The organism is Nitrospirillum iridis (assembly GCF_014205765.1).
Taxonomy (GTDB): Bacteria; Pseudomonadota; Alphaproteobacteria; order Azospirillales; family Azospirillaceae; genus Nitrospirillum; species Nitrospirillum iridis.
Genome location: NZ_JACIIZ010000007.1, coordinates 151,334 through 173,272, shown reverse-complemented (window position 1 = coordinate 173,272; position 21,939 = coordinate 151,334). Strand labels below are relative to the sequence as shown.

Sequence of the window (21,939 nt, the reverse complement as noted above, 5' to 3'; positions counted from 1 at the left end):
TCCTTCGCCTAGACTGACAGGAACAAGAACCATGTCCGATCACAGCTTCGACGTCGTCACCGGCGGCGCCGGTTTCATCGGCAGCCACCTGATCGACGCCCTGCTGGCCGCCGGCCGGCAGGTGGTGGCGGTGGACAACCTGGCCGTGGGCCGCCTGGCAAATCTTGCCCAGCATCGGGAAAATCCCGCCCTGCGCTTTGTCGAGGGCGACGTGGCCGACCGCGCGCTGATGCGCGACGTCATCAAGGGCGCGAGCCGGGTGTTCCACCTGGCGGCGATGGCCGACATCGTGCCGTCCGTCCAGAATCCGGCGACCTACTATGATGCCAACGTCAACGGCTGCTTCGCCGTGGCGGAGGCGGCGCGGGCTGCGGGGGTGCGCCGGGTCATGTATGCGGCCTCCAGCTCCTGCTATGGCATTCCCGCCCACTATCCCACGGGGGAGGACGCGGCCATCGATCCGCGCTACCCCTACGCCCTGACCAAGAACCTGGGCGAGCAGCTGCTGTTGCATTGGGCCATGCTCTATGACTTGCCGGTGGTCAGCTTGCGCCTTTTCAACGTGTATGGTCCCCGCGCCCGCACCAGTGGCACCTATGGTGCCGTGTTCGGCGTCTTCCTGGCGCAGAAGCTGGCGGGCAAGCCCATCACCATCGTCGGCGACGGAACCCAGACCCGCGACTTCACCTATGTCAGCGATGTCGTTTCCGCCTTTCTGACGGCGGCGGACAAGGGGCGCACCGGCCGGATCTACAATGTCGGCAGCGGCGGCACGGTGTCTGTGAACCGGCTGGTGGAACTGATCGGCACGGACAAGGTCGAATACATCCCCAAACGCCCCGGGGAACCCGACTGCACCTTCGCCGACATCACCCGGATCACGACGGAACTGGGCTGGGCCCCGCGGGTGAGCATCGAGGAAGGCGTGGCCCGGCTTTTGCAAAATCTCGACTATTGGCGTGATGCACCGGTATGGACTACAGGAACCATCGCCGACGCCACGAAGGATTGGTTCCGGTACATCAAAGGCTGATCGGGAAATGGACGGTACAAAATTGACCGATACTGAAGGGCACAAGGCCCCCACCCCCCGGGCGCCCACCCGCGGCCCCACGCGGAACAAGGTTCGCACGCTGGAAGAGATCGCGGTCATCGCCGCGGAGACCCGCGCCGCCGGGCACCGGGTGGTGCTGGCCCACGGCGTGTTCGACCTGCTGCACCTGGGCCACGTCCGCCACCTGGAAGAGGCACGTCGCTTCGGCGACATGCTGGTGGTGACGCTGACGGCCGATCGCCACGTCAACAAGGGCCCCGGCCGGCCGGTCTTTTCCGAGCAGTTGCGCGCCCAGATGGTGGCCGCGCTGGAGCATGTCGACTATGTCGCCATCAGCACGGAGCAGACGGCCGTCGGCGTGCTGCACACCATCAAGCCGTCGGTCTACGTCAAGGGATCGGAATACGCCAACGACGCCGACGACATCACCGGCGGTATCATCGATGAACGCAACGCCGTGGAAGCCCATGGCGGCCGCGTCGCCTTCACCGATGACATCACTTTCAGCTCGTCCTCGCTGATCAACAAGTACCTGGGCGTCTATGACGCCGACCTGCAGGCCTATCTGGAGTTGGCGCGGGAGCAGAACATGCTGCCCCGCCTGCTGGCGGCCATCGAATCCGTGAGGGACTTCAAGGTCCTGCTGGTGGGCGACACCATCATCGACGAATACCGCTACGTCCAGCCGATGTCGAAGTCGCCCAAGGAGAACATGATCGCCACCCTGTTCCGCGACAAGGAGACGTTCGCGGGCGGCGTCATCGCCGCCGCCAACCACGTGGCGGCCTTCTGCCGGCAGGTCGACGTGCTGACCTGCCTGGGGGAAACCCATTCCTTCGCGGACCTGGTTACGGAAAGCCTGAAGCCCAACGTGCGGGTTGAGACCATCACCCGGGCGGGCAAGCCCACCACCCGGAAAACCCGCTTCGTCGACAGCGGCTACATGCGCAAGCTGTTCGAAGTCTATGAGATGGACGACGCGCCGCTGGATGAAGACGAGGCGGACAGCCTGACCCGGCTGATCGCGGAACGGGCGGGCGACTATGACCTGGTTATCGCCACAGACTTCGGCCATGGCATGATCACCGAGCCGGTGATCCAGGCACTGACCCAACATGCCAAGTTTCTGGCGGTCAACACCCAAACCAACAGCGCCAACGTCGGCTACAACCTGATCACGCGCTATCCGTGCGCCGACTATATCTGCATCGACGCCCCGGAGGCGCGGCTGGCCCTGGCGGACAAGTTCACCGACATCGCCCTCATCGCCTCGGAGAAGCTGCCGGCCCGCATGCGCTGCGGCCGCCTGATCGTCACCCAGGGCAAGCTGGGCTGCGTCGCCCATGACGCGGCGAAGGGTACCCACCGCGTTCCCGCCTTCACCAACATGGTGGTGGACACCGTGGGCGCTGGCGACGCCTTCCTCGCCGTCAGTTCGCCCCTGGTCGCCGCCGGTGTGGACATGGACGTGGTGGCCTTCATCGGCAATGCCGCCGGCGCCATCAAGGTCGGCATCGTCGGCCACCGCCGGTCGGTGGAAAAGCCACCGCTGGTCAAGTTCCTGACCGCCATCCTGAAATGAACCCCGGCCATTCCTGGCCGCGCCTGATCACAACGGAAAACGCCCATGACTTCCCAGAATCCGGCCAAGAGTCCCCGTACCTGGCACGTCCTCGTCACCGGCGGCGCCGGTTATGTCGGCAGCCGGCTGGTCCCGGAACTGCTGAGGGCCGGCCACACCGTCACGGTATTGGATCTCTACATCTACGGTGATGTCTTCGCCGATCTGGCCGGCGATCCCAAGCTGATCCAGGTGAAGGGCGACCTGCGCGACCCGGCGGCGGTGGAAAAGGCGCTGGCCGGCGTCAACGCCGTCATCCACCTGGCCTGCATCTCCAACGACCCCAGCTTCGACCTGAACCCGGATCTGGGACGCTCCATCAATTACGACTGCTTCCGCCCCCTGGTGCGGGCCGCCAAGGCGGCCGGGGTCACGCGCTTCATCTACGCCTCCTCTTCCTCGGTCTACGGTATCAAGGACGAGGACAACGTGACCGAGGAGTTGGCTCTCGAGCCCCTGACCGACTATTCCAAGTTCAAGGCCATGTGCGAGGAGGTGCTGGAGGAGGAGCGGGTGCCCGGCTTCACCACCCTGACCATCCGCCCCGCCACCGTCTGCGGCTATGCCCCCCGCCTGCGCCTGGACCTGTCGGTCAACATCCTGACCAACCACGCCATCAACGCCGGCAAGATCAAGGTGTTCGGCGGCAGCCAGAAGCGGCCCAACATCCATATCGACGACATGGTGGCGCTGTACCTGCAGGCCCTGCAATGGGACGACGCCCTGATCGACGGCAAGGTCTACAACGCGGGCTATGAGAACCATACCATCATGCAGATCGCGGAGATGGTGCGTGACGTGGTGGGCGCCGGCACCGCCATCGAAGTGACGCCGACCAACGACCTGCGCTCCTACCACATCTCCTCGGACAAGATTCGGCGGGAACTGGGCTTCGTTCCCACCCACACCATCAGCGATGCCGTGCGCGACCTGAAGGCGGCGTTCGACGCCGGCCAGGTGCCCAATTCCATGGACGACAGCCGATACTTCAACATCAAGAAGATGCAGGAGATCGGGCTGAAGTGAGGCGGACATGACCAACTTCCTGCCTGCCGAAGAGCAGGCCCTTACCCGTCGCTTCCTGGAGACGGGCCATATCATCGCCCCGGCGGAAGACCGCGCCGCGCTTGACCGTATCCGCGATCTTCTGGTGCATGCCGCCTGCGACTGGCTGGACTGCCCGCTGCCGGCCTCCCCGGACGCCTTTCTGAATGGCATCGGGGACCGGGTGCCGGTAGACCGGCTGAATGATTTCCGACTGCACCAGATTGGCCGGCTGAACGCCGAACCATGGGCACGGGCCGCCTATTTCGCCGCGGCCAGGCGCACCCTGGAAATCCTGGTGGGTAACGAACTGGCGATGCAGCGCCGGCTGAATCTGTCCATCCAGCTGTCCGGCGACAGCAGCTCGCTACTGCCTGTCCATGCCGATGTCTGGTCAGGCGACAGCCCGTTCGAACTGGTGCTGTGGATCCCGCTGGTCGACTGCTATCGGACCAAAAGCATGTACCTGCTGCCGCCAGGTCCGGCACAGGCGCTGGAGGGCCGGATGGCGGACTATACGGGCCGCAATACCGACGACATCTATCGGGACATCGAGCCAGACCTGCTATGGCTGGACATTCCCTATGGCCATTTCCTGCTGTTCAACCAGAACCTGCCCCACGGCAACCGCGTCAACCAGGAACCGGAGGCGCGCTGGTCCATGAACTGCCGGTTCAAGGGTGTCTTCACCCCCTACGCCGACAAGCGTCTGGGCGAATTCTTCGAACCCATAACCCTGCGCGCCGCCAGCCGGATCGGCATGGCCTACGACTACCCCAACGGATTCAAGGAGTAAGCCATGGCTGCCACCCCCACCCGTTTCGGCCACCGGGGCTATATCTCGCCGCGCCCGGTGCGGGGAAGCCGCGTGCCTCAGCACGTGCAGAACCTGGTCATCCGCGACTATTGCGCCCGGCAGGGCCTGTCCTTCCGCCTGTCGGTGGTCGAATACATCATGGATGGCTGCTATCTGCAGCTGCAGCAGGCACTGGATGAACTGCCGCAGTTGCATGGCGTCGTCGCCTATACCCTCTTCATGCTGCCCCAGCGCCGCGACCGGCGCCTCGCGGTTTACGACACCGTGCTGGAACGGGGCGGGACCCTGCATTTCGCCGTCGAGGGGCTGGTGCTGGCGACCCGGGACGATATCGAGCATCTGGAGGATATCTGGGGCGTGCAGCGCGCGCTGGATTTCCGTGGCGCCATCGCGCTGTCCCTGCTGCCCGCCAGCTGAGGAACGACGGTATGGCCCGGGTCGACTTCATCCAGACTTTGCACGCCAGCACCAAGCGCAACTATGTGCAGCGGGTGGTGGACCATGACAAGGCCGCCTGCGCCGCCGTGGCCCGGCAGTTCGGCGCCGACTACTGGGATGGCGAACGCCAGCACGGCTATGGCGGCTATCGATATGATGGACGCTGGCGACCGGTGGCCGAGCGCCTGGCCCAGCATTATGGCTTGAAGGCCGGCGACCGCCTCTTGGATGTGGGCTGCGGCAAGGGCTTCCTGTTGTATGAGCTGACCCAGGTGGTGCCGGGGCTGGAGATCGCCGGCCTGGACATCTCCGCCTACGGTGTCGCGCACGCCAAGGACGAGGTGAAGCCGTTCTTGGAGGTGGGCGATTGCCGCAAACTGCCTTACGCCGATGGCGCCTTTGATTGCGTGATCTCGATGGGCACGCTGCACAACCTGCCCATCGAGGGCGTTTTCGACGCGCTGGCGGAAATGGAGCGGGTAGGCCGGGGGCCGCGGAAATATTTCATGGTGGAAAGCTTCCGCGACGAGCGCGAGAAGGCCAATCTGCTGTACTGGCAGCTGACATGCCTGTCGTTCCATTCACCGGAAAGCTGGGCCTGGATAGCACAACGCGCGGGATATGCGGGCGACCATGGGTTCATCTTCTTCGAATGACCGACCCCACCTGGTCGTAGGCGGTGATGGCATGGTCGGGGCGGCCCTGGTGGCCAGCCTGCGCCTTGCCGGTGAGACCGTCCACGCCACCACCCGGCGACCGGAGGCCCAGGGACCCGACCGGCCACTGCTGGACCTGACACGGCCGCAGGATGGCGCGGCCCTGGGCGCGGGTCCTTACCGAACCGCCTACATCTGCGCCGCCGTCGCCCGGCTGGATGACTGTTTCAAGGACCCGCCCGGGGCATTCGCCATTAACGTCACCAACATGGCGGCCCTGGCAAACCGGCTGCTGGCGGACGGCACTCACGTGATCTTTCTGTCCACCAACCAGGTGCTGGACGGGAACCTGGCCTTCCCCGACGAGAGCGCTTCACTGGCCCCCAGCAATGTCTACGGCCACCAGAAGGCGGCGGCGGAACAGGCACTGTGGGACTTGGCGGCCCGGCACCCGGCCGCCTGCGTAACCGTGCTGCGGCTGAGCAAGGTATTGCCCTCGGAGCTGCCCCTGTTCACAAGCTGGGCGGCCGCGCTAGCCAACGGCCGTCCCATCCGCGCGGCCGAGGATATGAGCCTCGCCCCCCTTCCCGTGGAGCTGGTGGTGGACGCCCTGCGCCGCCTGGCGCAATCCCGGTGGCCCGGCCTGTTCCAGCTGTCGTCGGCCACGGAGATCGACTACGCCGCCGCCGCGCGCCATCTATGCCGCCACATCGGCGCCGACCCGGCGCTGGTACGGCCGGTGCACGCTTTGGCAGCAGGCTTCGTGCTGGAGCCACCGCCACGCCATACCATCATGGACAGCGGGCGCCTGACCCGGGCCGTGGGCATACACCCGCCCGATCCCTTCGCTGTCCTGGATCGCGTTTTCGCCCACTTGCCGCCCCCTTCCCGAGATCCCGGCCCATGACCCGCCCCTATCTGGATTTCTACGAGCAAAACCAGATCATCCCGGTCCGTCAGGACCTGTCCGACATGGCGCGGCATTTCGCCCGGCGCCGGGCGCTGTATCACCATCTGGGCCTGCTGCCGGGCCTGGTGCGCGGACGCCAGGTGCTGGAGATCGGCCCGGGGACGGGGGACAATGCCCTGTATACCGCCAGCCTGGCGCCCGCCCGTTACGTCATGGTGGACGGCAACCCACACTCCATCTCCGCCCTGGCGGCCAAGCAGGCTGACGGCATGTTCGGCGCCACGCCGGTCGAGGTCCGGCAGGGCAATCTGCTGGCCATGGACATTCCCGAGCGCTTCGACGTCGTACTGTGCGAGGGCTTGCTGCCCCCGCAGCAAGATCCTGTGGGTTTCCTGAACCATGTCGCCGGTCTGGTGGCGCCCGATGGCGTGCTGGTGGTCACCACAATGAGCCACACCTCGCTGTTGGCGGAAACCTGCCGGCGGGCGCTGCGTCCACTGTTCGAGCGACAAGACGGCTTGTCCGCCCTTGCGAGCCGTATGGCCGCCTTCTTCCGCCCCGACCTTCTCAGCCTGCCGGGCATGAGCCGCCTGCATGAGGACTGGGTGGTCGACCAGATCCTCCACCCCTATGGCCGCAACATCGTCTTCACCCTGGAGGACGTGGTCCGCACCCTGGGCGGCGGCTTCGACACGGTCGGCACCTCTCCCCGGCTGTTGCAGGACTGGCGCTGGTTCAAATCCGTGCCGGAATCGACCCAGCCGGAATGGGAACGCGTGGCCGACCAGCTTGCCGGCTGGTCACTGTCCCTGATCGATTACCGCCTCCCGCCCGTGGCGGTGGAGCCGGCGCTGGGCCGGCAGGTAGAAGCGCTGTGCGGCGAGGCCTGGGATATCCATCTGGACCTGAAGGACGCTGGCGACACCGCCGTGCTGGACGCCTTCCTGGACAAGGTGGCCGCTGTCCGCACCCTGTTGCCGCCCCCATGGGCATCGACGGCCGCGGCGCTGGATGCCTTCCTGGCAGGCGCTCCCCGCCTGTGGCGGGGCGAGGCTGATGACTTGCGGGATTTCCGCAGCCTTTTCGGTCGAGGTCAGCAATATATCATGGTCAGTCGCACCCAGCCTGCCACCCGGTAAATCACCCCGATGTCGACCGTGCCCGTGTTAACGTCACCACAAATTAACATCCCGATCCTCATCCCCAGGGAGATAGCGCAATGTCCGGACCAGCCCCTGCCCTAACCGCGGACGACATCGAACGCTGGCGGCAGGCGATTCGGCGCGACACCTTTTCCAACTATCACCTGGAAATGGGTGTGGCGCTGGCCAGCCGGGGAGAAGACGCCGCAGCCATTGCCCAGTTGCGCCAAGCCCTGGCCATCCAGCCCGACTTTCCGCTGGCCCTTCAACAGTTGCATACTCTTCTGTTGAAAACCGGGCAGCCTGAGGAAGCGGCCGAGTTGCTCCGGGCAGCCGTCGCGAACAACCCGGACGCCGCCATCAACGCCCAATTGGCCGAGGCCCTATTCCAGGCCAACCGAGGTGATCCGGACAAGGCCGCGCAGGCCGTGCAAGCTGCGGGACGCCTGGCTGGCGACACACCAGCCATCCTGCACGTCCGGGCAGCCCTGAGTTTCATTACTCGTGGTGCATGGGATACCGCCCCGCCGGATAGTCTTCCAGACCTGAGGGATAAGGACATTCGCCCTGGGTTGGTGGAACTCTACCGCCGCGCGGCCATGATGAACATCCAGACTCAGCGGTTCGAAGCCGCCGTGGCGGCTTTTGCCGCCCTGCGCATTTACGCCCCTGATGATCATAGTCTGGAAGTGCATCACGCACAGGCGCTGCTGTGCACAGGGCAATTCGATGCCGGTGTCGATATCATGGACCGGATGGCTGCACAACGCGATGCTCCACAATCCAGCCTCACCCAGCACGTGCGCGGCGCCCTGGCCGCCGGGCGCCTGGAGCGCGCCGCCGCCCTGGTGCGGGAGCGGGCCTCCGATCCGGCTGCCAAGACCTTGTCAGGTCTCATTGCTGCCAATCAGGGAAATTGGCAGGAAAGCGTGGATCTCCAGCGCGAGGCCGTCGCCGCCTCACCCAATGAGGCCTTCGTCCTCAGCAATCTGGGGTTGGCCCTGCTTGGCCTGGGCCAGATCGATAACGCCTTGGCCGCCCATCAGGCTGCCCTGCTTATAGCACCGAACGATGTCTGGTGCCTGACCAACCAGGGCCTTGCTCTGACCGCTGCGGGCCGCGCGGAAGAAGCGTTGGCGGCTCACCGCCAAGCGATGGAGGCCGGACGCGCCTACCTGCGTTACACCATCGCCCAGCGCAAATGGGCGGCCGCCGACTTGCTGCGGATATACACCGATCTGGGTGCCTTCGCCGATCCGGAAGGGCCTAAATGAACGCCCCGCTTGGCGCCTTGACCTCCGTTGGGTGGCATAGCCGCTGTACCGATGACCTGGCGGCGGCGCTCTCCGGTGGCGTTCCCGCGCCCGCCTGCCTGGTGATGGGGGATTCAACTTTCGAACGCGTTGCCAATCAGGACACCGACCGGCGTTCTTTGGCCGAGATGTTTCTGGATGATCTCGCCGAAGCTGGGCCGGTGGGCATTGTTTCCAAAGGTGCTTATACCCTGCCCCTGTTCGAGCGTGTCCTGGCCGCCGGCGCGAAAATAGGGTGGCGGCCCCGGCATGTAGCCATCATCGTCAACTTGCGATCCTTCGGGCCGGTTTGGATGGGAACCCCGGCCTGGCAGTTCAAGATGGAGATGGAGTGGTTGGCGGCCATCGCGCAGGGCGCAACCCCGGTGATTCCGTCACCGACGGATGAAGCCTTGGGCGACGAGGTCCAGTTTCTGGCAACGCCGTTGGCCATCGAGGGCGTGCTCGCCCCGACCATCGGCGCCCTGCAGACTTTCCTTGCAGATAAGTCTGACACTACCGAACCTCTGCGCCTGCGGGAGGTGTTCCGGGCCTATCATGGATTTGCCATTCCGCCTGATCACCCGCGACTGCAGGCTCTATGCGCTACAGTGGCTCTAGCCCTATCTCTGGGCGCCGACGTCCATGCCTATTTGGCTCCGGTCAATCTGGACGCCGCCGCTCAATATGCTGGTGAAGAGATGCGGGAGCGGGTAGCCGCCAACGTCGTCGCCGTGCGCCAGGCACTGACCGCGCAGTTGGCACGGTCGCAGGTCCATCTGCTGGATTTTACGGACACATTTCCTGCCTCCGCTTTCTTGCGCCCCAGCCATCCGACGGAACATCTGAACGCGGAAGGGCGCCGTATCCTATCGCGGCGGCTGGCCCAATCGATCCTGGGCGCCACCAGTCATGAGGAAGCATCATGACACGGGATCCCAGCGCCCAAAGCGAGGTTCTAGCGTTCTACCAAACCCACCGTGTCAGCCCAGTCAGTCAGTCAATCGAAAATCTGGAAGCGCATTTCCGCCGCCGTCGTTCATTGTACCATCTGCTTGGACTATCGCCACTGACCGTTCGCGGCCGCCGCGTCATCGAATTCGGCCCCGGCTCGGGTCATAACTGCCTTTATACTGCCAGTCTTAAGCCTGCGACCTACATCCTGGTGGACGGCAACCGCACAGGTATTGATGAAACCCGCGCATTGATGAGCCGGCATGGCTTGTTCGATGAAACCGTCGGCCAGGTGGAAACTCTGTTCCTGGACTATCCCGCCCGGCCGGATTTCGATGTGGTGTTGTGCGAGGGCGTAACCAATATCCAGAAGGACCCCGCGTCCCTAGTGCGCCATATAGCATCTTGCGTGGCACCAGGCGGTATCCTGATGCTCACCTGTGTGGATGCCGTCTCTTTCCTGCCGGAAATAGGCCGACGGCTGCTAGCCCGCCTGATAGCCCCAACCGACTTGCCGCTGCCACAGCGCCTGGATCTGGTGCGCCCCTATTTTCTGCCGCACGTGGCGGCACTTCCGGGGATGAGCCGCCTGCCCGACCACTGGATCATCGATGTGCTGTTGGTGCCGCGATTAGGACGGTTCTGGGGCTTGGACGAAGCGATCCGCCTTTTAGACAGCAACTTTGACATGCTGGCATCCTCACCCCGTTTCGGCACCGATTGGCGTTGGTACAAGACGGTGGACGGGAACTTTAACGACCAAGCCTTGGCGGAATTCGAACGGTGGCGCCACTGCCTGATCGATTGCCGCGGACACCCGGCACCGGCACCAGTGGAAACGGTAAAGGCGCTGACCCAGGCTTGCGCTGCCACCTGCGCCGCAATGGAAGCCGCCATTGCCGCCGCAGCACCGGATATGATGCCGGTTCTGGCGGAGCTGGCGGCCCTCCGCCCCCTCGTCCTGGCAGCCACGCCGCAAACCCTGCCTGCCCTTGATGACCTGATCGACGTGCTGGCTTCTTGGCGGCCGGGCGAGCGGCCCCGTCCCACCAGCACCTTCACACCCTGGTTCGGCAGGGGCCAGCAGTACCTGACGTTGGTACGGCGGGAGGCGTTCGCGTGACTATCGGGCGCATTCTGGTCCTGGGTGGTACAGGTATCCTGGGCCAAGCCCTGACGCGTCGCCTGGGTCCTGACCGCTGTATCACAACCGGTCGACACCGACGTTTCGCGGGAACCGTACCTTTCGATGCGCTGACGGAAGCCGTAGAGCCGGTTATCGACGGTGCGGGTGGCCTGGACGGCGTATTCCTGATGATGGGCCTGACCTCACCTGACATTTGTGCCGCCCGGCCGCAGGACGCATGGCAACTGAACGTCGAGGCTGTGCACCGGGCGGTTCAAGCGTGTACAGCCCGGGGACTGCCCATCGTTTTCCTGTCGAGTGAAGTGGTCTACGACGGCCAGCAAGGGGCCTATCGGGAAACGGACGCACCGGCGCCCCTGCTGACATACGGGCGACTGAAGCTGGAAGCGGAAGCGATCGTTGCGGCGGCACGGACACGTACTGTCATCGCCCGCTGCGCCCGCGTGCTGGGGAGCACCCCCGGCGACGGCACCCTGGTAACAGACCTGATGGCACGACTGCGGCGCGGCGAAACCGTCCATGTCGCCGCAGACCAGCGCTTTTCACCTCTTCTGGATGATGATGCCGCCAGCTTGCTACTAGGACTGTTACAAACGAAGGCAAACGGCATCTTTCACCTTGCCGGCCCCGACGGGCTCAGCCGCCTGGAGATAGCCGAGAAGAGCCGTCGATGGTTGGAAAAACATCGTCCAGCTTGGCCACTGGGCAAGGTGCAACCGGCCCTTATGCGTGATTTCCCAACGCTGGAACCGCGTCCGCGGGATGTGTCACTGCGCATCGACCGGTTGACCGCCGCCGTAAGTATGGTCCCAACCGATATCGACGGCATCGTCGCCGCCTGCGGGATGCGTCAGACATATCCGCCCCTCCGATCTATCTGACCCATGGATACGCAGATGGACACCATCTCTACCCCGTCATTCGTTCAAGTCGCCGAAAATGCTGCAAGCAAGAGTGACGCTGCCCTGGCCCGGAGGCTGGCGGCCATCGAGGCCGGCACGGCCAATGAATCAACCGTTTTCGCCCATGATCCCCTCCCGTCAATAGCAGCGGCGGCCGATCATCTGGCGGCATTGGCCTCTTGGTGGCCCGGAGCCAGTCGCCAAATCATCCATCTGGCGCGGGCGCAGTCGCAAACCGATACCGTGCTACAGATCCTTGAGGCGGCATTGAGCCTCAATCCCCTTTGGGCCAATGACTTGGTGGTTTTGCAGAATTGCTTGGCTGCAAGCGGGCGTTTGAACGACCTCATTGCTCTTTGCGATCGGGTTCAACGGCGCCACCCGAGCATACCCATACACCTGCTGCCTCACGCCAGGCCCTCGGGTCTGGAAGCCGCCCACCAACGACAACAAGAGCGAAAGCGTGCGGGTATGCCTGCCGTTCTGTTGAACACCCTGCCGAAGTCCGGCAGCATGTTTCTACAAGAAGTATTGGCCCGTAGCTTCGACCTGCCAACTTCAACCATAGCCATATCGGACCATGCTTTGACCGATCAAGTAGTGCATGGTTGGGCCACTCAGCTTGCACAGGGCGGGGCGCTATCGCAGGAACACCTGCCCGGTACCCCCGCAGTAGAGCAGGCGCTGCTGGCCGCTGGTCTGGACAAGATTATCGTCCATGTGCGCGACCCCCGGCAAACGATGCTGTCCACCCTGCACCATTTCAGCAGGGAATACCGGCTGTGCTTGGAAATCCATAAGCCTTTTTTGCCTGCCAACTATCCCGGGCTGCCCTTCGAAGAGCAAGCCGAGTTCATGTTGGAGCATTATTTCGCGAAGGAGGTAGAGTGGATCGTCGGTTGGACCCGCATAGTTGATTCTGGTTCGCCGCTGAAAGTACTGTTCAGCACTTATGAGGAATCGGTCAGCAACGTCCCCGCCTTCTTTGCACGCGCCTGCAAATTTTATGATCTGGAGGGGGCCTCCACGGTTGCCCTGGCCGAGGTGGCGCCCTCCGCCGCCCTGCATTTCCGAGAGGGCCGCAAGGATGAGTGGCGAACCGCATTCCGGCAGGAGCAGCAGGACAGGATGCGTGCACTGATGCCCGATGCGCTGATGGATCGTTTCGGCTGGTACGATTGAGGCGATCCGATGTCCATCACCATCCTGGACCATGAACGCTTTCATGCCTGGTGTTTGCAATGGGTCACGAGGCATGGAGCCGAGATCGCGCCGTTCCGTATGGGCCTGGTGCTGCTGAGCCACCATGCGGCCCGCCTGTTCCACCTCCAGGGCAAGACCGTGCGGGCGGGGGCCTTAGACAGAATGACGACGTCGCTGGTGCCTCCTGCGATTACGGAAAGTCGGCGATGGCGGACGGAACGGCAGGCGGCCCTACGCGCCTTCGCCAGGGGGGATGGTGCGGCCTTCCTGCGTCACCCAAACGCAGGATGGGCCGTGCCTCGCACCACTCCTTGGGGGATCTGGGGAAATCCCGACCTGTGCGGCGCGCTGTGGGGCATCTCACAACGGCGAGAAATTGACCGTCAGTTCAAGAGGCCGGCCGGCCCCCCCCTGGATCCGGCGTTGATTGACTTGCTGATCGTCCAAGCCGCACGGCAGATCGGCTTCGGTCGCGACGGCGCCACGCGGGGGCGCCATGCCGCCACCCTCTTAAGCGTTTTACTGGTACTGGACGGACATCTCCATGCCGCCGCGACGGCCGCCGCCGTTGCTGTTCTTTTCGATCCGAAATCACGGCCAGCCCATGAGACGCTGGCAGAGGCGCTGATCACACTGGATTCCGCCGACCCGGACGCGGCATACCATAGAAGTGTGGCGCGCTACCTCGACCCCAGGACATAAATCTCGCCCAGCCCCGTCTCGATGGGACCAGCCAGAGCCCCGGCCGGAGGAACATGGCCGCGCCCCACCACGACGTGATCCTTCAAGCGGTCCAGAACCGAGACCAGCGTACTTGGGTCTGCCGGGAGACAGGCGGTGTAGGGCGCGAGCCGGCCGACCGGCAAAGACAGACCTCCCGATAGGGCCCGTGCCTTGACATCGTGGGCAAGGTCAAGCCAGCCGGCAGCGTGCAACGCGGCGGCTACCGCCAGCGCCTCCGCAACCACTAGGCCTGCGTAGACCTGACGCCGCGCCATCCGCGCGGCCTGACGCTCGGCGCGCCGCACTGCGGGGTCATCCGCATCGCCGCCCCGGAATCGGATGGGCTTCGCGTAGAAACGACCTCCAAGGAAAGCGTGAGACTCCCCCATTTCGCGGAACCAGCGCCCTGTGAATACGGCATCCGACAGACAGGTTAACTGGGGCTCGCCGATGACGCGGGCAGCGGGGGCCAAATCCACCAGCGTCAGGTCATCGCTGGAATCGATCAGCGCCACGTCTTCTGGTCGAACATCCAGTGTTTCCACAAAACCACGGTCGACCGTGCCATTGAACCGTGCGTCATATCCAGTGCCCACTACGGCCAGCGGCACAAAATGAAAAATGTTCTGAACGAGGCTGCGCCGCGAATAAGGCCGTAGCCACCAAGAGGTGGAGACTGCACGCAGCCGGCTGTCATTGAAATAAAGCCCCATGCTGGGGTGCAGGTGGTCCAACGCCAAATCCACCATGTCCCGGCCACTGATGGCAATGGCCCCGTCCGGCACGCCGAAACGAGACCGGACAGCGGGAGCGAAGGTTTCCGTCACCACCCGAAGCCCGCCGCACAGCACCAGCCGTTTGCCCGCATGCAACAGACGGCCCAGCGTCGCCAAGCTGCCGTCAGACCAAAACCCGTCCGCCGCCTGGGGCACAAAGGCCGCGCCGGCCGCCCCCGCCTGCCGGATCGCAGCCTGCAGCAAATTGGACATGCCGGCATACGTTTCCGACAGGTTCAGGTCATCACAGGTGACGATATCCACCGGAACGCAGGCCACAAGGCGGGGCCAGATGGCACTGTCACGGATCTGCCTGGCGTCAGCGGAGCGGGTGAAAATCCTAAGACGGACAGATACCATCTGCGACAGCGCCGGGAGGTTTCCCGGAGCTAACAAACTAGGCAGGCTGACGTCGGTCAGTTGAGCAACATAGGCGCTGCCCCAAACGGGGACACAGTAATGAAGTTCCATGCCAGGCGACCTTGCCTATACCGGAGGGGGCAGCGGGCCGACGAGGATTAGACCCTAAGGACGTCGCGCATGTAGGCTTCAATCTCCGGTCGCGGAGCACGACCCGGGGCCCAAGGGGCCCAGTCCGTGCGGTTCCTGTCGAATGGGCCCAGGATGGTTTCCAGATAGAGCGTGCCTTCTGACAGGGACGTCATGGTATGCCAAATGCCAGAATCAAAGCGGGCAAGCGGCCGTCTTTGCGCATCCAGATCCAAGCGACGCAGGACGCCACCACTCTCATCGAAGAAGACCACGCGCAGCCGCCCGGCCAACACCACGTAGGACTTCTGCAGACCACGCTGGCGGTGAGGCCGCAGATAGCCGTGGTCGGCCAACGCAATGATCATTTCCTGTACGGGATCAGCCTCGCTGCGGTGCAGGCAGATCCGCACCCGTCCGCGTTCATCCCGACGGCTTTCATCTAGCAGAGCGTCCAAGCGCGTGCGGTCGATGTCCAGGAAATCGGTCCAGTCGTCGAAATACGCCTTGGACGAGTAAGGATTGATTTCCGTCATGCTTCACGCGCTCCACGACCAATGGCACATACCTCTGGAGGCCAACCACATGACCCCGCGCCCCGGGCAAGCGACATGCAAGCCATGGGCCATCGGCAGGCCTCCGACCCCAGTTCCGCCCCCATTTAGGCGTAACATAATGACACAGCATTCAGCAGCACAGTTACTTCTTCTTGGCCGAACCGTCGCCTTTCGCCGTTGCGAAAAGCTAGGCATCAGTTGCAACGAATAGCCGCACGGCGCCAGGAATGGCCACCAGGCGCATAGCCCGTCCGTCCACCCATAGGTCATCGCCGGCGCGGCGCACGTTCAGCGGCGCCCCGCCCAGGCTGCGCACCGTTCCGCTATCCGCACTCGTCACCAGACGCCCCAACACCTGGCGCAAGAGCTGGGGCACAGGCAAATCCAACCAGGCCTCCAAAGTCTCAGTTGACGGGGCGAGGAAGTCCGCCGTCTCGAAAAGAGGAACGCGCCGATGGGCGGTGTCGTCACGCAACAGACGCCCCAGCAGGGCTGCCAGCAGGGGATGGTCTCCAGCCAGAGCTTCCTGGGTCCGCCGCAGGTCGCGCGCACGCGCGACCGCCGCCGCCACCGCCGCGGAGTGCCGTATCAGCCGATCCCAGCGCCGATCGGGCGTGTCGTCGGCCTGGAAGCGGATAGGCTGGTCGAAAACCGCCATTTGCCGATCGCTGACGTATTGGCCCGCCCAGGTGGCGAGGTAAGGGACGGTGAACGGAGGCCTAGTCTGCTCCTTGAACTGCCAACGGTCACTGACCTCCACCACCAGGAAATCCCGGCTGCTGCGGATATGGTGCAGCGCGTCCGCCGGATAGGCGTGCTCGACATAATCCAGATCGACCGACCGACCGGGGGCGACCGCCGCTGGCGGCACCGCCATCAGGAAGGGCTGCGCGTAGAAGACCCGGCGAAGGAACGAATGTGGGCTCACCCGCCAGTTCAGGTGATGGGGCCCCATGGCGCCCAGGGGAGCCCCCCAAAACCGTGTCTGGTCGTGGAAGTGCATATGTTCGATGGACAGGCGCAACAACGCATCCCGGCCGATATCGATCGTATTGCCTTGGCGCCAATGCGCCAGCACCGATTCCATTTGCTGCCGATTGGTGCGGATGCCGGCGAACATGGCACAGCGAACGCCCCGCTGCGCCAGTTCGGCCAGATGGTCCAGCGAGCCGTTGCCCCAGATGTGGTCCGGCTGGTCGAAAACCCAGGCGGCACCGGTCGCCCGGCAGTCGGCCATGATTTGCACATGGGCACGGTTCATACGGTCGATGATGCCATCGTAGTCGGCGGACACCGGCGTTTCATCCAAGGGGATGATACGGCACGGGATGAGGGCGGCCAGGGCCTGGTAAACGGGCGACGCCTCGATAACCGCGCAGTCCTCCGCCGTCGTCACCAGCACATGCTCCAGTGGCATCCGTTGCACGGCCGCGGGAATGTTACCGGATGCCAGCAGGCTGGGCAGGTTCAGCGCCAGCATGGTCTGGACGTAGCGGGCTCCCCAGACGCATTTCGCGATGCTAAGGCGCATGGCCGTCCCCGCGCCCAGAAGGCTCGCGCCCGGAAGGCATTAAGCCAGTCAGCGCGCGCCACCAGGCCTGGCTGAAGACGGCCATCCGCCGTTCCTCGTAAGCCTCCGGAAGGTGCCGCCAATAGTCCCGTGCCGGCATCCCGGCGAACTTCAGGCTAAGGGGTAGCGCCACCGGCAACGGTTCGCGCGCCAAATAGTCTCGCAATTCCGCCACGGCCCCCAGGGCCGCAAGGGTGACCGCGTGGTTGGCCGCCGCGTGACGCTGTCGCGGCTCCAGTTCCAGGGCCGTTCGGAAAGCCGCCTGGGCTGCCGGGTAGTCACCGGCGGCGAAGTGGATGGCCCCCAAATCATTCCAGAGGGCCGCCACGGGATGCAGCGCCAGCGCCCGCTGGGCTGCCTCCAGGGCCGGGCCGAATACAGGGGTGCCAACCGACCGGGGCCGGCGGCGGCCTAGACGCCAATAGGCCCCGAAGTCCTGGTTCGCCTGCTCCATTTCCGCCATTTCACACAACACATGGGCCTCGGCCAGATGGGCGCACCAGAGGGCCGGCTCGAGCGTGCGGGCCGCCTGCGCCTCAATGACGGCGCGCCCGCGATCCAACCCCGTGAAGAACCAAGCCAGGCAGGACACCAGGCGCCAGGCAGCGTCGTTTGGGAAGGCCACGGCCAACCCGCGCCAGGCCGCACCGAGATCCGCCGGGCGGTTGGCGTTGATAAATCTGGCGGCCAACGCCAATTGCCCCTCCAGGGTATCCAGAGTCGCTGCGTCGCTGCTTGGAACGGGGGATGCGGAGGAAACCAAGGCCCCTATCCCGCTTGCTGGTGGGCGAAGGCGGCGGCCACGGCACCCATCACCGTCTCATTGTGCCGCTCGAGGTGATCGCGCAGGCGCAGGGTGCCCGCCTGAAGCGCGGGCCAGTCGGCAGCGCGCAACTGGGCCAGGATGGCGGCCGGCGTCAGGTCATGAACCACCAGCCCAGCGGAATAAGCGTGGGTCAGAGTCGCCATCAGCGTCCAGTCCCGATCGATCAGCGTAGGCAAGCCGGCACTGACATACCCGGTCCAACGGTTACATACCCCCACCTCCCGATCACCTTGGAACCGGTCGCGATGGTCGCATAGCCAGCCATAGCGGCTGCCACCCAGCAGACGCAGCATCTCATCATAGGGCTGCCGGGGGTGATAGCGCACCGGCGCCGGCAGCCCCGCCATGTACTCGGCGAATACGGCGTCACCAGCACCCGGCATGTGGCCGGAATTATAGAGGTCGCCGCGCAGGCCACCCTGACGGCAGACTTCCGCCAGCAAGGGCACGAAGTTGTAACCACTGCGGAAGGTCTTCAGGAAGGATGCGGCCGGGAAGAATCCGGCATAGACCAAATCGCCGGCGCTGCCGGGGGCGGGCGATGGCCCGGACGGCCGTTTGACCGCCGGGAAATACTGTAGGGATGGTCGGGCCCAAGCGGTGCCCAGGTCCCGCCATCCCGCGCCGTCCCGCTTGGACACGATCAGGTCCAGCATACAACCGGCCAACTGCTCACCCAGGCGCAGCATGCGGATGGACTGGGCGTCCAGGCCAAACAACAGCCCCAGATCGACTTCGCTCCACAGAATGGTGAAGTCATAGGGTTCGCCGACGACCACGGAGCCAGGCGACCAATGCTTCAGCAGCGGCAGCAGGAAGTTCTTGTAGATGATGGTGCGGACATAAATGGTCCGGGGCCGCAGGCGCTGCACCAACCGTTTCAGGGCGGCGACCGATTCCCTAAGGTCCACCATATCAAAGGCCCCGTCCGGCGGCAGGCCATCCGCCCGCCCGACAAAGGCCTGCACCGCCCTTCCGCAACCGTGCAACCGCGACAACAACGCATCGGGAATGATTTCTGATCGGGCGGAGCTGACCACCAGATGGTCGACGCCGCCATCCACCGCCGCCGCCAAACCAGCGATCCGCTCCTCGGCCAGGGCGGCGTAGGCGGGATCGGAATAGAGGGTGCGGATCCGGTCCCGGGGATAGCCGGCAGCGGCCAGTGCCGTCACCATCTCTTGTTCGAACGACGTGTGCGCGACCAGGACGTAGTCGGCCCCCAATTGGCCGGCGGTGGCCACCGCATGGACGGGCAGGCCCCTGAATTCAGTCATGGAACCGGCCATGCGGTCCAGCACGCCCAAGAGCTGTATCTCCGGCACCCCGCGCAGCACGTCCAGCAGCCAGGCGGTATGGGTTCCCGCCCCGTACAGCAATATCCGTCCTCCCGGCAGGGCCGTCCGGCAATACCGGGCGGCCAGATCGGCATCACGGGGGGCCCCATGCCACGTCAGGGCCCAGCGTTCCAGGACGGCCATTTCGGCCAGGCCCGGACGCGGCGGTACGCCCGCCCGCTTCCAAAGGGCACTGGATACGGCGGTCGGTTCAGCCTGATCGTGCATCACTGGTCCCTGCGGCCGAGTCATCGGTAGAACGCGTTGACCACATCGGCCACATACGCGATGTCCGCCGGGGTAAGATATTGGTGGATGGGCAGCGACAGGATACGCGCCGCCTGCTGTTCCGTCAGCGGCAAGGGGCCGGACCTGTCGCGGTACGGGGCTGCCGCCGGCTGCTGATGGATGGGAATGGGATAGTGCACCTTGGACCCGATGCCGTGGTCCGCCAGGTGCGACTGCAGCGCGTCGCGCCGGTCCACCTGGATGACGAACAGGTGGAACGTATTGAACTCATGATCGCGGCAGGGGGCGTTATAGATGTGGGCCGGGTCCAGAAGCCGACGGTACAGGGCGGCGTTGCGGCGGCGTGCCTCAATGACCCCGGGCAGCAGTGGCAGCCGCGTGCGCAGCACCGCCGCCTGCAATGTGTCCAGGCGGCTGTTGTAGCCGAACTCCACCACCACGTCCCGGTTCGCCAAACCGTGGTTGCGCAGCCGGCGGACCCGCTCCGCCAAGTCCCCGTCTCCGGTGGCCAGAAAGCCCGCATCGCCCACGGCGTTGAGATTCTTCAGCGGATGTAGGGAGAAGCCGGCCGCGTCGCCCAAGGAGCCGCTGGAACGGCCCTTGTACAGCGACCCAATGGACTGAGCGGCATCCTCGACAACCTTGAGGCCGTGGGCATCAGCGACCGCCCGTAGCGCATCCATGTCGCAGATTCGGCCGGTCAGGTGCACCGGCATGATCGCCTTGGTCCGGGCGGTGACCGCGCGGGCCACGCTCTCAGCATCCAGCAGCTGATCGGAGCCGACGTCAGCGAACACCGGCACCGCGCCCAGGTGCGCGATCGCCGCCGCCGAGGCGACGAAGGAGTTGGAGGCGGTGATGACCTCATCCCCAGGCCCCACGCCCAGGCATTTCAGCGCCAACCACAGCGGGTCGGTGCCGGAGTTCATGGCCACGACGTGGGGCACGCCGCAGAGCAAGGCCAATTCCTCCTCAAGCGCCGACACGTCGGCACCACCGATGAAATCACCCCGGGCCAAGACACCGTCCATTGCCGCCAGCAACGCCTCGCGCTCGGCGGCATACTGGGCGGCGAAATCGGCGTACCGAACGCGGCGGAGGCCTGCCATCGCTCAGCGGCCCTGATAGAAGGCGCGAACGGTGTCCACGACGTATTGCTGTTCTTCCCGGCTGATATGCTGATCGACTGGGAAGCTGATGAGGCTGCCCGCATGGCGGTCGGCCACCGGGAAGTCGCCGGCCTGATGACCCAGATGGGACAGGCCCGGATGGCGATAGATCGGCAGCGGATAGTGGATCTTGGTGGAGATACCGGCGGCCTTGCAGTGTTCGTACAGCGCGTCGCGGTCCTGGGCGAAGATCATGTACAGATGGAAGACGCGGCGGCAGCGCGCCGGTCGCGGCGGCACGGTCACCTGGGGAATCTGGGCGAAGGCCGCATCGTACCACGCGCCGTTGGCGATGCGCTTGGCCGTGATGTCGTGGGTCTGCCCAATCAGCCAGTTGCCCACCACCGCCTGCACCGTATCCAGGCGACTGTTATAGCCGAGTATTTCCACCTCGTCCCGTGTGGCCAATCCATGGTTGCGCAACAGGCGCAGCTTGCGCGCCATCTCGTCGTCATTGGTGACGATGATGCCGCTGTCGCCCCATACGTTCAGGTTTTTCAGCGGGTGCAGGGAAAAGCCGCCGGCGATGCCCCAGGTGCCGCCGCGCTTGCCGTCCCATTCGCCCAGTATGGACTGGCACGCGTCCTCAACCACGGGCAGGCCGTGGCGTTCGGCGATTTCCATCACCGCCACCATGTCCACCACCTCGCCCGTGAACTGCACGGGCATGATGGCCTTGGTCCGGGGGGTGATGGCGGCCTCAAGCCTGCCGACGTCCATGACGAAGCTGTCATTGCAATCGACGAACACGGGGCGCGCGCCCACCTCATTGATGGCACCCACGGTGGCCACGAAGGTGTTGGCCGTGGTGATGACCTCGTCCCCCGGCCCCAAACCCAGCGCCTTCAGTGGCAGCTTCAGGGCGTCGGTGCCAGAATTCACGCCGACGGCGTGCTTCACGCCGATCAGCTCAGCGAATCGCCGCTCGAACTCGGCCACCTCCCGGCCCAGAGTGAAGTCGCCCCGCATCACGACCTGGCGAATGCCTTCCAGGATTTCGGTCGGATCAGCGAACTGCTGGGACAGGTAGGAGTAGCGGACCTTCATGGCTGGTCTTCCCGAA

At 64.8% G+C, this 21,939-nt stretch carries 21 protein-coding genes; 14 read left to right on the top strand and 7 right to left on the bottom strand.

Annotated elements, in window-relative coordinates; all coding sequences use genetic code 11:
• Positions 1 to 31 precede the first annotated feature (31 nt).
• From FHS74_RS14080 to FHS74_RS14015, 14 genes are all read left to right on the top strand, one after another.
• The gene (locus FHS74_RS14080; protein WP_184801540.1) at positions 32 to 1,033 is read left to right on the top strand and encodes an NAD-dependent epimerase/dehydratase family protein; all 1,002 of its coding nucleotides are present in this window, start codon (positions 32 to 34) and stop codon (positions 1,031 to 1,033) included.
• Between the two features lie 22 nt (positions 1,034 to 1,055).
• On the top strand, positions 1,056 to 2,636 hold the full coding sequence (locus FHS74_RS14075) for a PfkB family carbohydrate kinase (protein WP_246463127.1): 1,581 nt from the start codon (positions 1,056 to 1,058) through the stop codon (positions 2,634 to 2,636).
• Between the two features lie 45 nt (positions 2,637 to 2,681).
• Positions 2,682 to 3,701: an NAD-dependent epimerase/dehydratase family protein gene (locus FHS74_RS14070; protein ID WP_184801536.1), complete on the top strand. Its 1,020-nt coding sequence runs from the start codon at positions 2,682 to 2,684 to the stop codon at positions 3,699 to 3,701.
• Between the two features lie 7 nt (positions 3,702 to 3,708).
• Positions 3,709 to 4,515 (top strand): sporadic carbohydrate cluster 2OG-Fe(II) oxygenase, encoded by an 807-nt coding sequence (locus FHS74_RS14065; protein ID WP_184801534.1) that lies wholly within the window; start codon positions 3,709 to 3,711, stop codon positions 4,513 to 4,515.
• A 3-nt stretch (positions 4,516 to 4,518) separates the two neighbouring features.
• On the top strand, positions 4,519 to 4,953 hold the full coding sequence (locus FHS74_RS14060) for an LIC12192 family sporadic carbohydrate cluster protein (protein WP_184801532.1): 435 nt from the start codon (positions 4,519 to 4,521) through the stop codon (positions 4,951 to 4,953).
• An 11-nt stretch (positions 4,954 to 4,964) separates the two neighbouring features.
• The gene (locus FHS74_RS14055) at positions 4,965 to 5,630 is read left to right on the top strand and encodes a class I SAM-dependent methyltransferase (protein WP_184801530.1); all 666 of its coding nucleotides are present in this window, start codon (positions 4,965 to 4,967) and stop codon (positions 5,628 to 5,630) included.
• On the top strand, positions 5,596 to 6,537 hold the full coding sequence (locus tag FHS74_RS14050) for an SDR family oxidoreductase (protein ID WP_343066919.1): 942 nt from the start codon (positions 5,596 to 5,598) through the stop codon (positions 6,535 to 6,537). Before FHS74_RS14055 ends, FHS74_RS14050 begins: the two co-directional genes overlap by 35 nt.
• Complete coding sequence (locus FHS74_RS14045) at positions 6,534 to 7,679, top strand: class I SAM-dependent methyltransferase (protein ID WP_184801526.1); 1,146 nt, start codon at positions 6,534 to 6,536, stop codon at positions 7,677 to 7,679. Before FHS74_RS14050 ends, FHS74_RS14045 begins: the two co-directional genes overlap by 4 nt.
• 80 nt (positions 7,680 to 7,759) lie before the next feature.
• Complete coding sequence (locus FHS74_RS14040; RefSeq protein ID WP_184801524.1) at positions 7,760 to 8,956, top strand: tetratricopeptide repeat protein; 1,197 nt, start codon at positions 7,760 to 7,762, stop codon at positions 8,954 to 8,956.
• Positions 8,953 to 9,903 carry a hypothetical protein gene (locus tag FHS74_RS14035; protein WP_184801522.1) on the top strand — a complete coding sequence of 317 codons (951 nt, stop codon included), beginning with the start codon at positions 8,953 to 8,955 and terminating at the stop codon, positions 9,901 to 9,903. The genes FHS74_RS14040 and FHS74_RS14035 overlap by 4 nt, the downstream gene beginning before the upstream one ends.
• Positions 9,900 to 11,051, top strand: coding sequence for a class I SAM-dependent methyltransferase (locus FHS74_RS14030; protein WP_184801520.1), 1,152 nt, complete (start codon positions 9,900 to 9,902; stop codon positions 11,049 to 11,051). Before FHS74_RS14035 ends, FHS74_RS14030 begins: the two co-directional genes overlap by 4 nt.
• Complete coding sequence (locus tag FHS74_RS14025) at positions 11,048 to 11,956, top strand: sugar nucleotide-binding protein (RefSeq protein ID WP_184801518.1); 909 nt, start codon at positions 11,048 to 11,050, stop codon at positions 11,954 to 11,956. The genes FHS74_RS14030 and FHS74_RS14025 overlap by 4 nt, the downstream gene beginning before the upstream one ends.
• A 15-nt stretch (positions 11,957 to 11,971) precedes the next feature.
• Positions 11,972 to 13,159, top strand: coding sequence for a tetratricopeptide repeat protein (locus tag FHS74_RS14020; RefSeq protein WP_184801516.1), 1,188 nt, complete (start codon positions 11,972 to 11,974; stop codon positions 13,157 to 13,159).
• 9 nt (positions 13,160 to 13,168) lie between these two features.
• Positions 13,169 to 13,882 carry a hypothetical protein gene (locus FHS74_RS14015; RefSeq protein ID WP_184801514.1) on the top strand — a complete coding sequence of 238 codons (714 nt, stop codon included), beginning with the start codon at positions 13,169 to 13,171 and terminating at the stop codon, positions 13,880 to 13,882.
• On the opposite strand, the gene FHS74_RS14010 is transcribed toward FHS74_RS14015, so the two are convergent.
• From FHS74_RS14010 to FHS74_RS13980, 7 genes are all read right to left on the bottom strand, one after another.
• Complete coding sequence (locus tag FHS74_RS14010) at positions 13,861 to 15,150, bottom strand: hypothetical protein (RefSeq protein WP_184801512.1); 1,290 nt, start codon at positions 15,148 to 15,150, stop codon at positions 13,861 to 13,863. The genes FHS74_RS14015 and FHS74_RS14010 overlap by 22 nt on opposite strands.
• A 47-nt stretch (positions 15,151 to 15,197) precedes the next feature.
• Positions 15,198 to 15,704: a WbuC family cupin fold metalloprotein gene (locus tag FHS74_RS14005; RefSeq protein WP_184801510.1), complete on the bottom strand. Its 507-nt coding sequence runs from the start codon at positions 15,702 to 15,704 to the stop codon at positions 15,198 to 15,200.
• A gap of 208 nt (positions 15,705 to 15,912) precedes the next feature.
• Entirely contained in the window at positions 15,913 to 17,256 is a 1,344-nt protein-coding gene (locus FHS74_RS14000) for a hypothetical protein (protein ID WP_184801508.1), read from the bottom strand.
• The gene (locus FHS74_RS13995; RefSeq protein ID WP_211106299.1) at positions 17,246 to 17,986 is read right to left on the bottom strand and encodes a tetratricopeptide repeat protein; all 741 of its coding nucleotides are present in this window, start codon (positions 17,984 to 17,986) and stop codon (positions 17,246 to 17,248) included. Before FHS74_RS13995 ends, FHS74_RS14000 begins: the two co-directional genes overlap by 11 nt.
• 77 nt (positions 17,987 to 18,063) lie before the next feature.
• Positions 18,064 to 19,686 carry a hypothetical protein gene (locus tag FHS74_RS13990; protein ID WP_184801506.1) on the bottom strand — a complete coding sequence of 541 codons (1,623 nt, stop codon included), beginning with the start codon at positions 19,684 to 19,686 and terminating at the stop codon, positions 18,064 to 18,066.
• Between the two features lie 20 nt (positions 19,687 to 19,706).
• Positions 19,707 to 20,816 (bottom strand): DegT/DnrJ/EryC1/StrS family aminotransferase, encoded by a 1,110-nt coding sequence (locus tag FHS74_RS13985; protein WP_184801504.1) that lies wholly within the window; start codon positions 20,814 to 20,816, stop codon positions 19,707 to 19,709.
• Between the two features lie 3 nt (positions 20,817 to 20,819).
• Complete coding sequence (locus FHS74_RS13980; RefSeq protein ID WP_184801502.1) at positions 20,820 to 21,923, bottom strand: DegT/DnrJ/EryC1/StrS family aminotransferase; 1,104 nt, start codon at positions 21,921 to 21,923, stop codon at positions 20,820 to 20,822.
• Positions 21,924 to 21,939 lie beyond the last annotated feature (16 nt).

What these genes read in the sequence shown, in the direction of transcription:
- FHS74_RS14070 (WP_184801536.1), top strand. Translation starts at nt 2,682, where the DNA reads ATGACTTCCCAGAATCCGGCCAAGAGTCCCCGTACCTGGCACGTCCTC.
- FHS74_RS14005 (WP_184801510.1), bottom strand. Translation starts at nt 15,704, where the DNA reads ATGACGGAAATCAATCCTTACTCGTCCAAGGCGTATTTCGACGACTGG.
- FHS74_RS13985 (WP_184801504.1), bottom strand. Translation starts at nt 20,816, where the DNA reads ATGGCAGGCCTCCGCCGCGTTCGGTACGCCGATTTCGCCGCCCAGTAT.
- FHS74_RS14020 (WP_184801516.1), top strand. Translation starts at nt 11,972, where the DNA reads ATGGACACCATCTCTACCCCGTCATTCGTTCAAGTCGCCGAAAATGCT.
- FHS74_RS14060 (WP_184801532.1), top strand. Translation starts at nt 4,519, where the DNA reads ATGGCTGCCACCCCCACCCGTTTCGGCCACCGGGGCTATATCTCGCCG.
- FHS74_RS14080 (WP_184801540.1), top strand. Translation starts at nt 32, where the DNA reads ATGTCCGATCACAGCTTCGACGTCGTCACCGGCGGCGCCGGTTTCATC.
- FHS74_RS14000 (WP_184801508.1), bottom strand. Translation starts at nt 17,256, where the DNA reads ATGCGCCTTAGCATCGCGAAATGCGTCTGGGGAGCCCGCTACGTCCAG.
- FHS74_RS14040 (WP_184801524.1), top strand. Translation starts at nt 7,760, where the DNA reads ATGTCCGGACCAGCCCCTGCCCTAACCGCGGACGACATCGAACGCTGG.
- FHS74_RS14045 (WP_184801526.1), top strand. Translation starts at nt 6,534, where the DNA reads ATGACCCGCCCCTATCTGGATTTCTACGAGCAAAACCAGATCATCCCG.
- FHS74_RS14010 (WP_184801512.1), bottom strand. Translation starts at nt 15,150, where the DNA reads ATGGAACTTCATTACTGTGTCCCCGTTTGGGGCAGCGCCTATGTTGCT.
- FHS74_RS14030 (WP_184801520.1), top strand. Translation starts at nt 9,900, where the DNA reads ATGACACGGGATCCCAGCGCCCAAAGCGAGGTTCTAGCGTTCTACCAA.
- FHS74_RS14035 (WP_184801522.1), top strand. Translation starts at nt 8,953, where the DNA reads ATGAACGCCCCGCTTGGCGCCTTGACCTCCGTTGGGTGGCATAGCCGC.
- FHS74_RS14065 (WP_184801534.1), top strand. Translation starts at nt 3,709, where the DNA reads ATGACCAACTTCCTGCCTGCCGAAGAGCAGGCCCTTACCCGTCGCTTC.
- FHS74_RS13980 (WP_184801502.1), bottom strand. Translation starts at nt 21,923, where the DNA reads ATGAAGGTCCGCTACTCCTACCTGTCCCAGCAGTTCGCTGATCCGACC.
- FHS74_RS14055 (WP_184801530.1), top strand. Translation starts at nt 4,965, where the DNA reads ATGGCCCGGGTCGACTTCATCCAGACTTTGCACGCCAGCACCAAGCGC.
- FHS74_RS14015 (WP_184801514.1), top strand. Translation starts at nt 13,169, where the DNA reads ATGTCCATCACCATCCTGGACCATGAACGCTTTCATGCCTGGTGTTTG.
- FHS74_RS13990 (WP_184801506.1), bottom strand. Translation starts at nt 19,686, where the DNA reads ATGCACGATCAGGCTGAACCGACCGCCGTATCCAGTGCCCTTTGGAAG.
- FHS74_RS14050 (WP_343066919.1), top strand. Translation starts at nt 5,596, where the DNA reads ATGCGGGCGACCATGGGTTCATCTTCTTCGAATGACCGACCCCACCTG.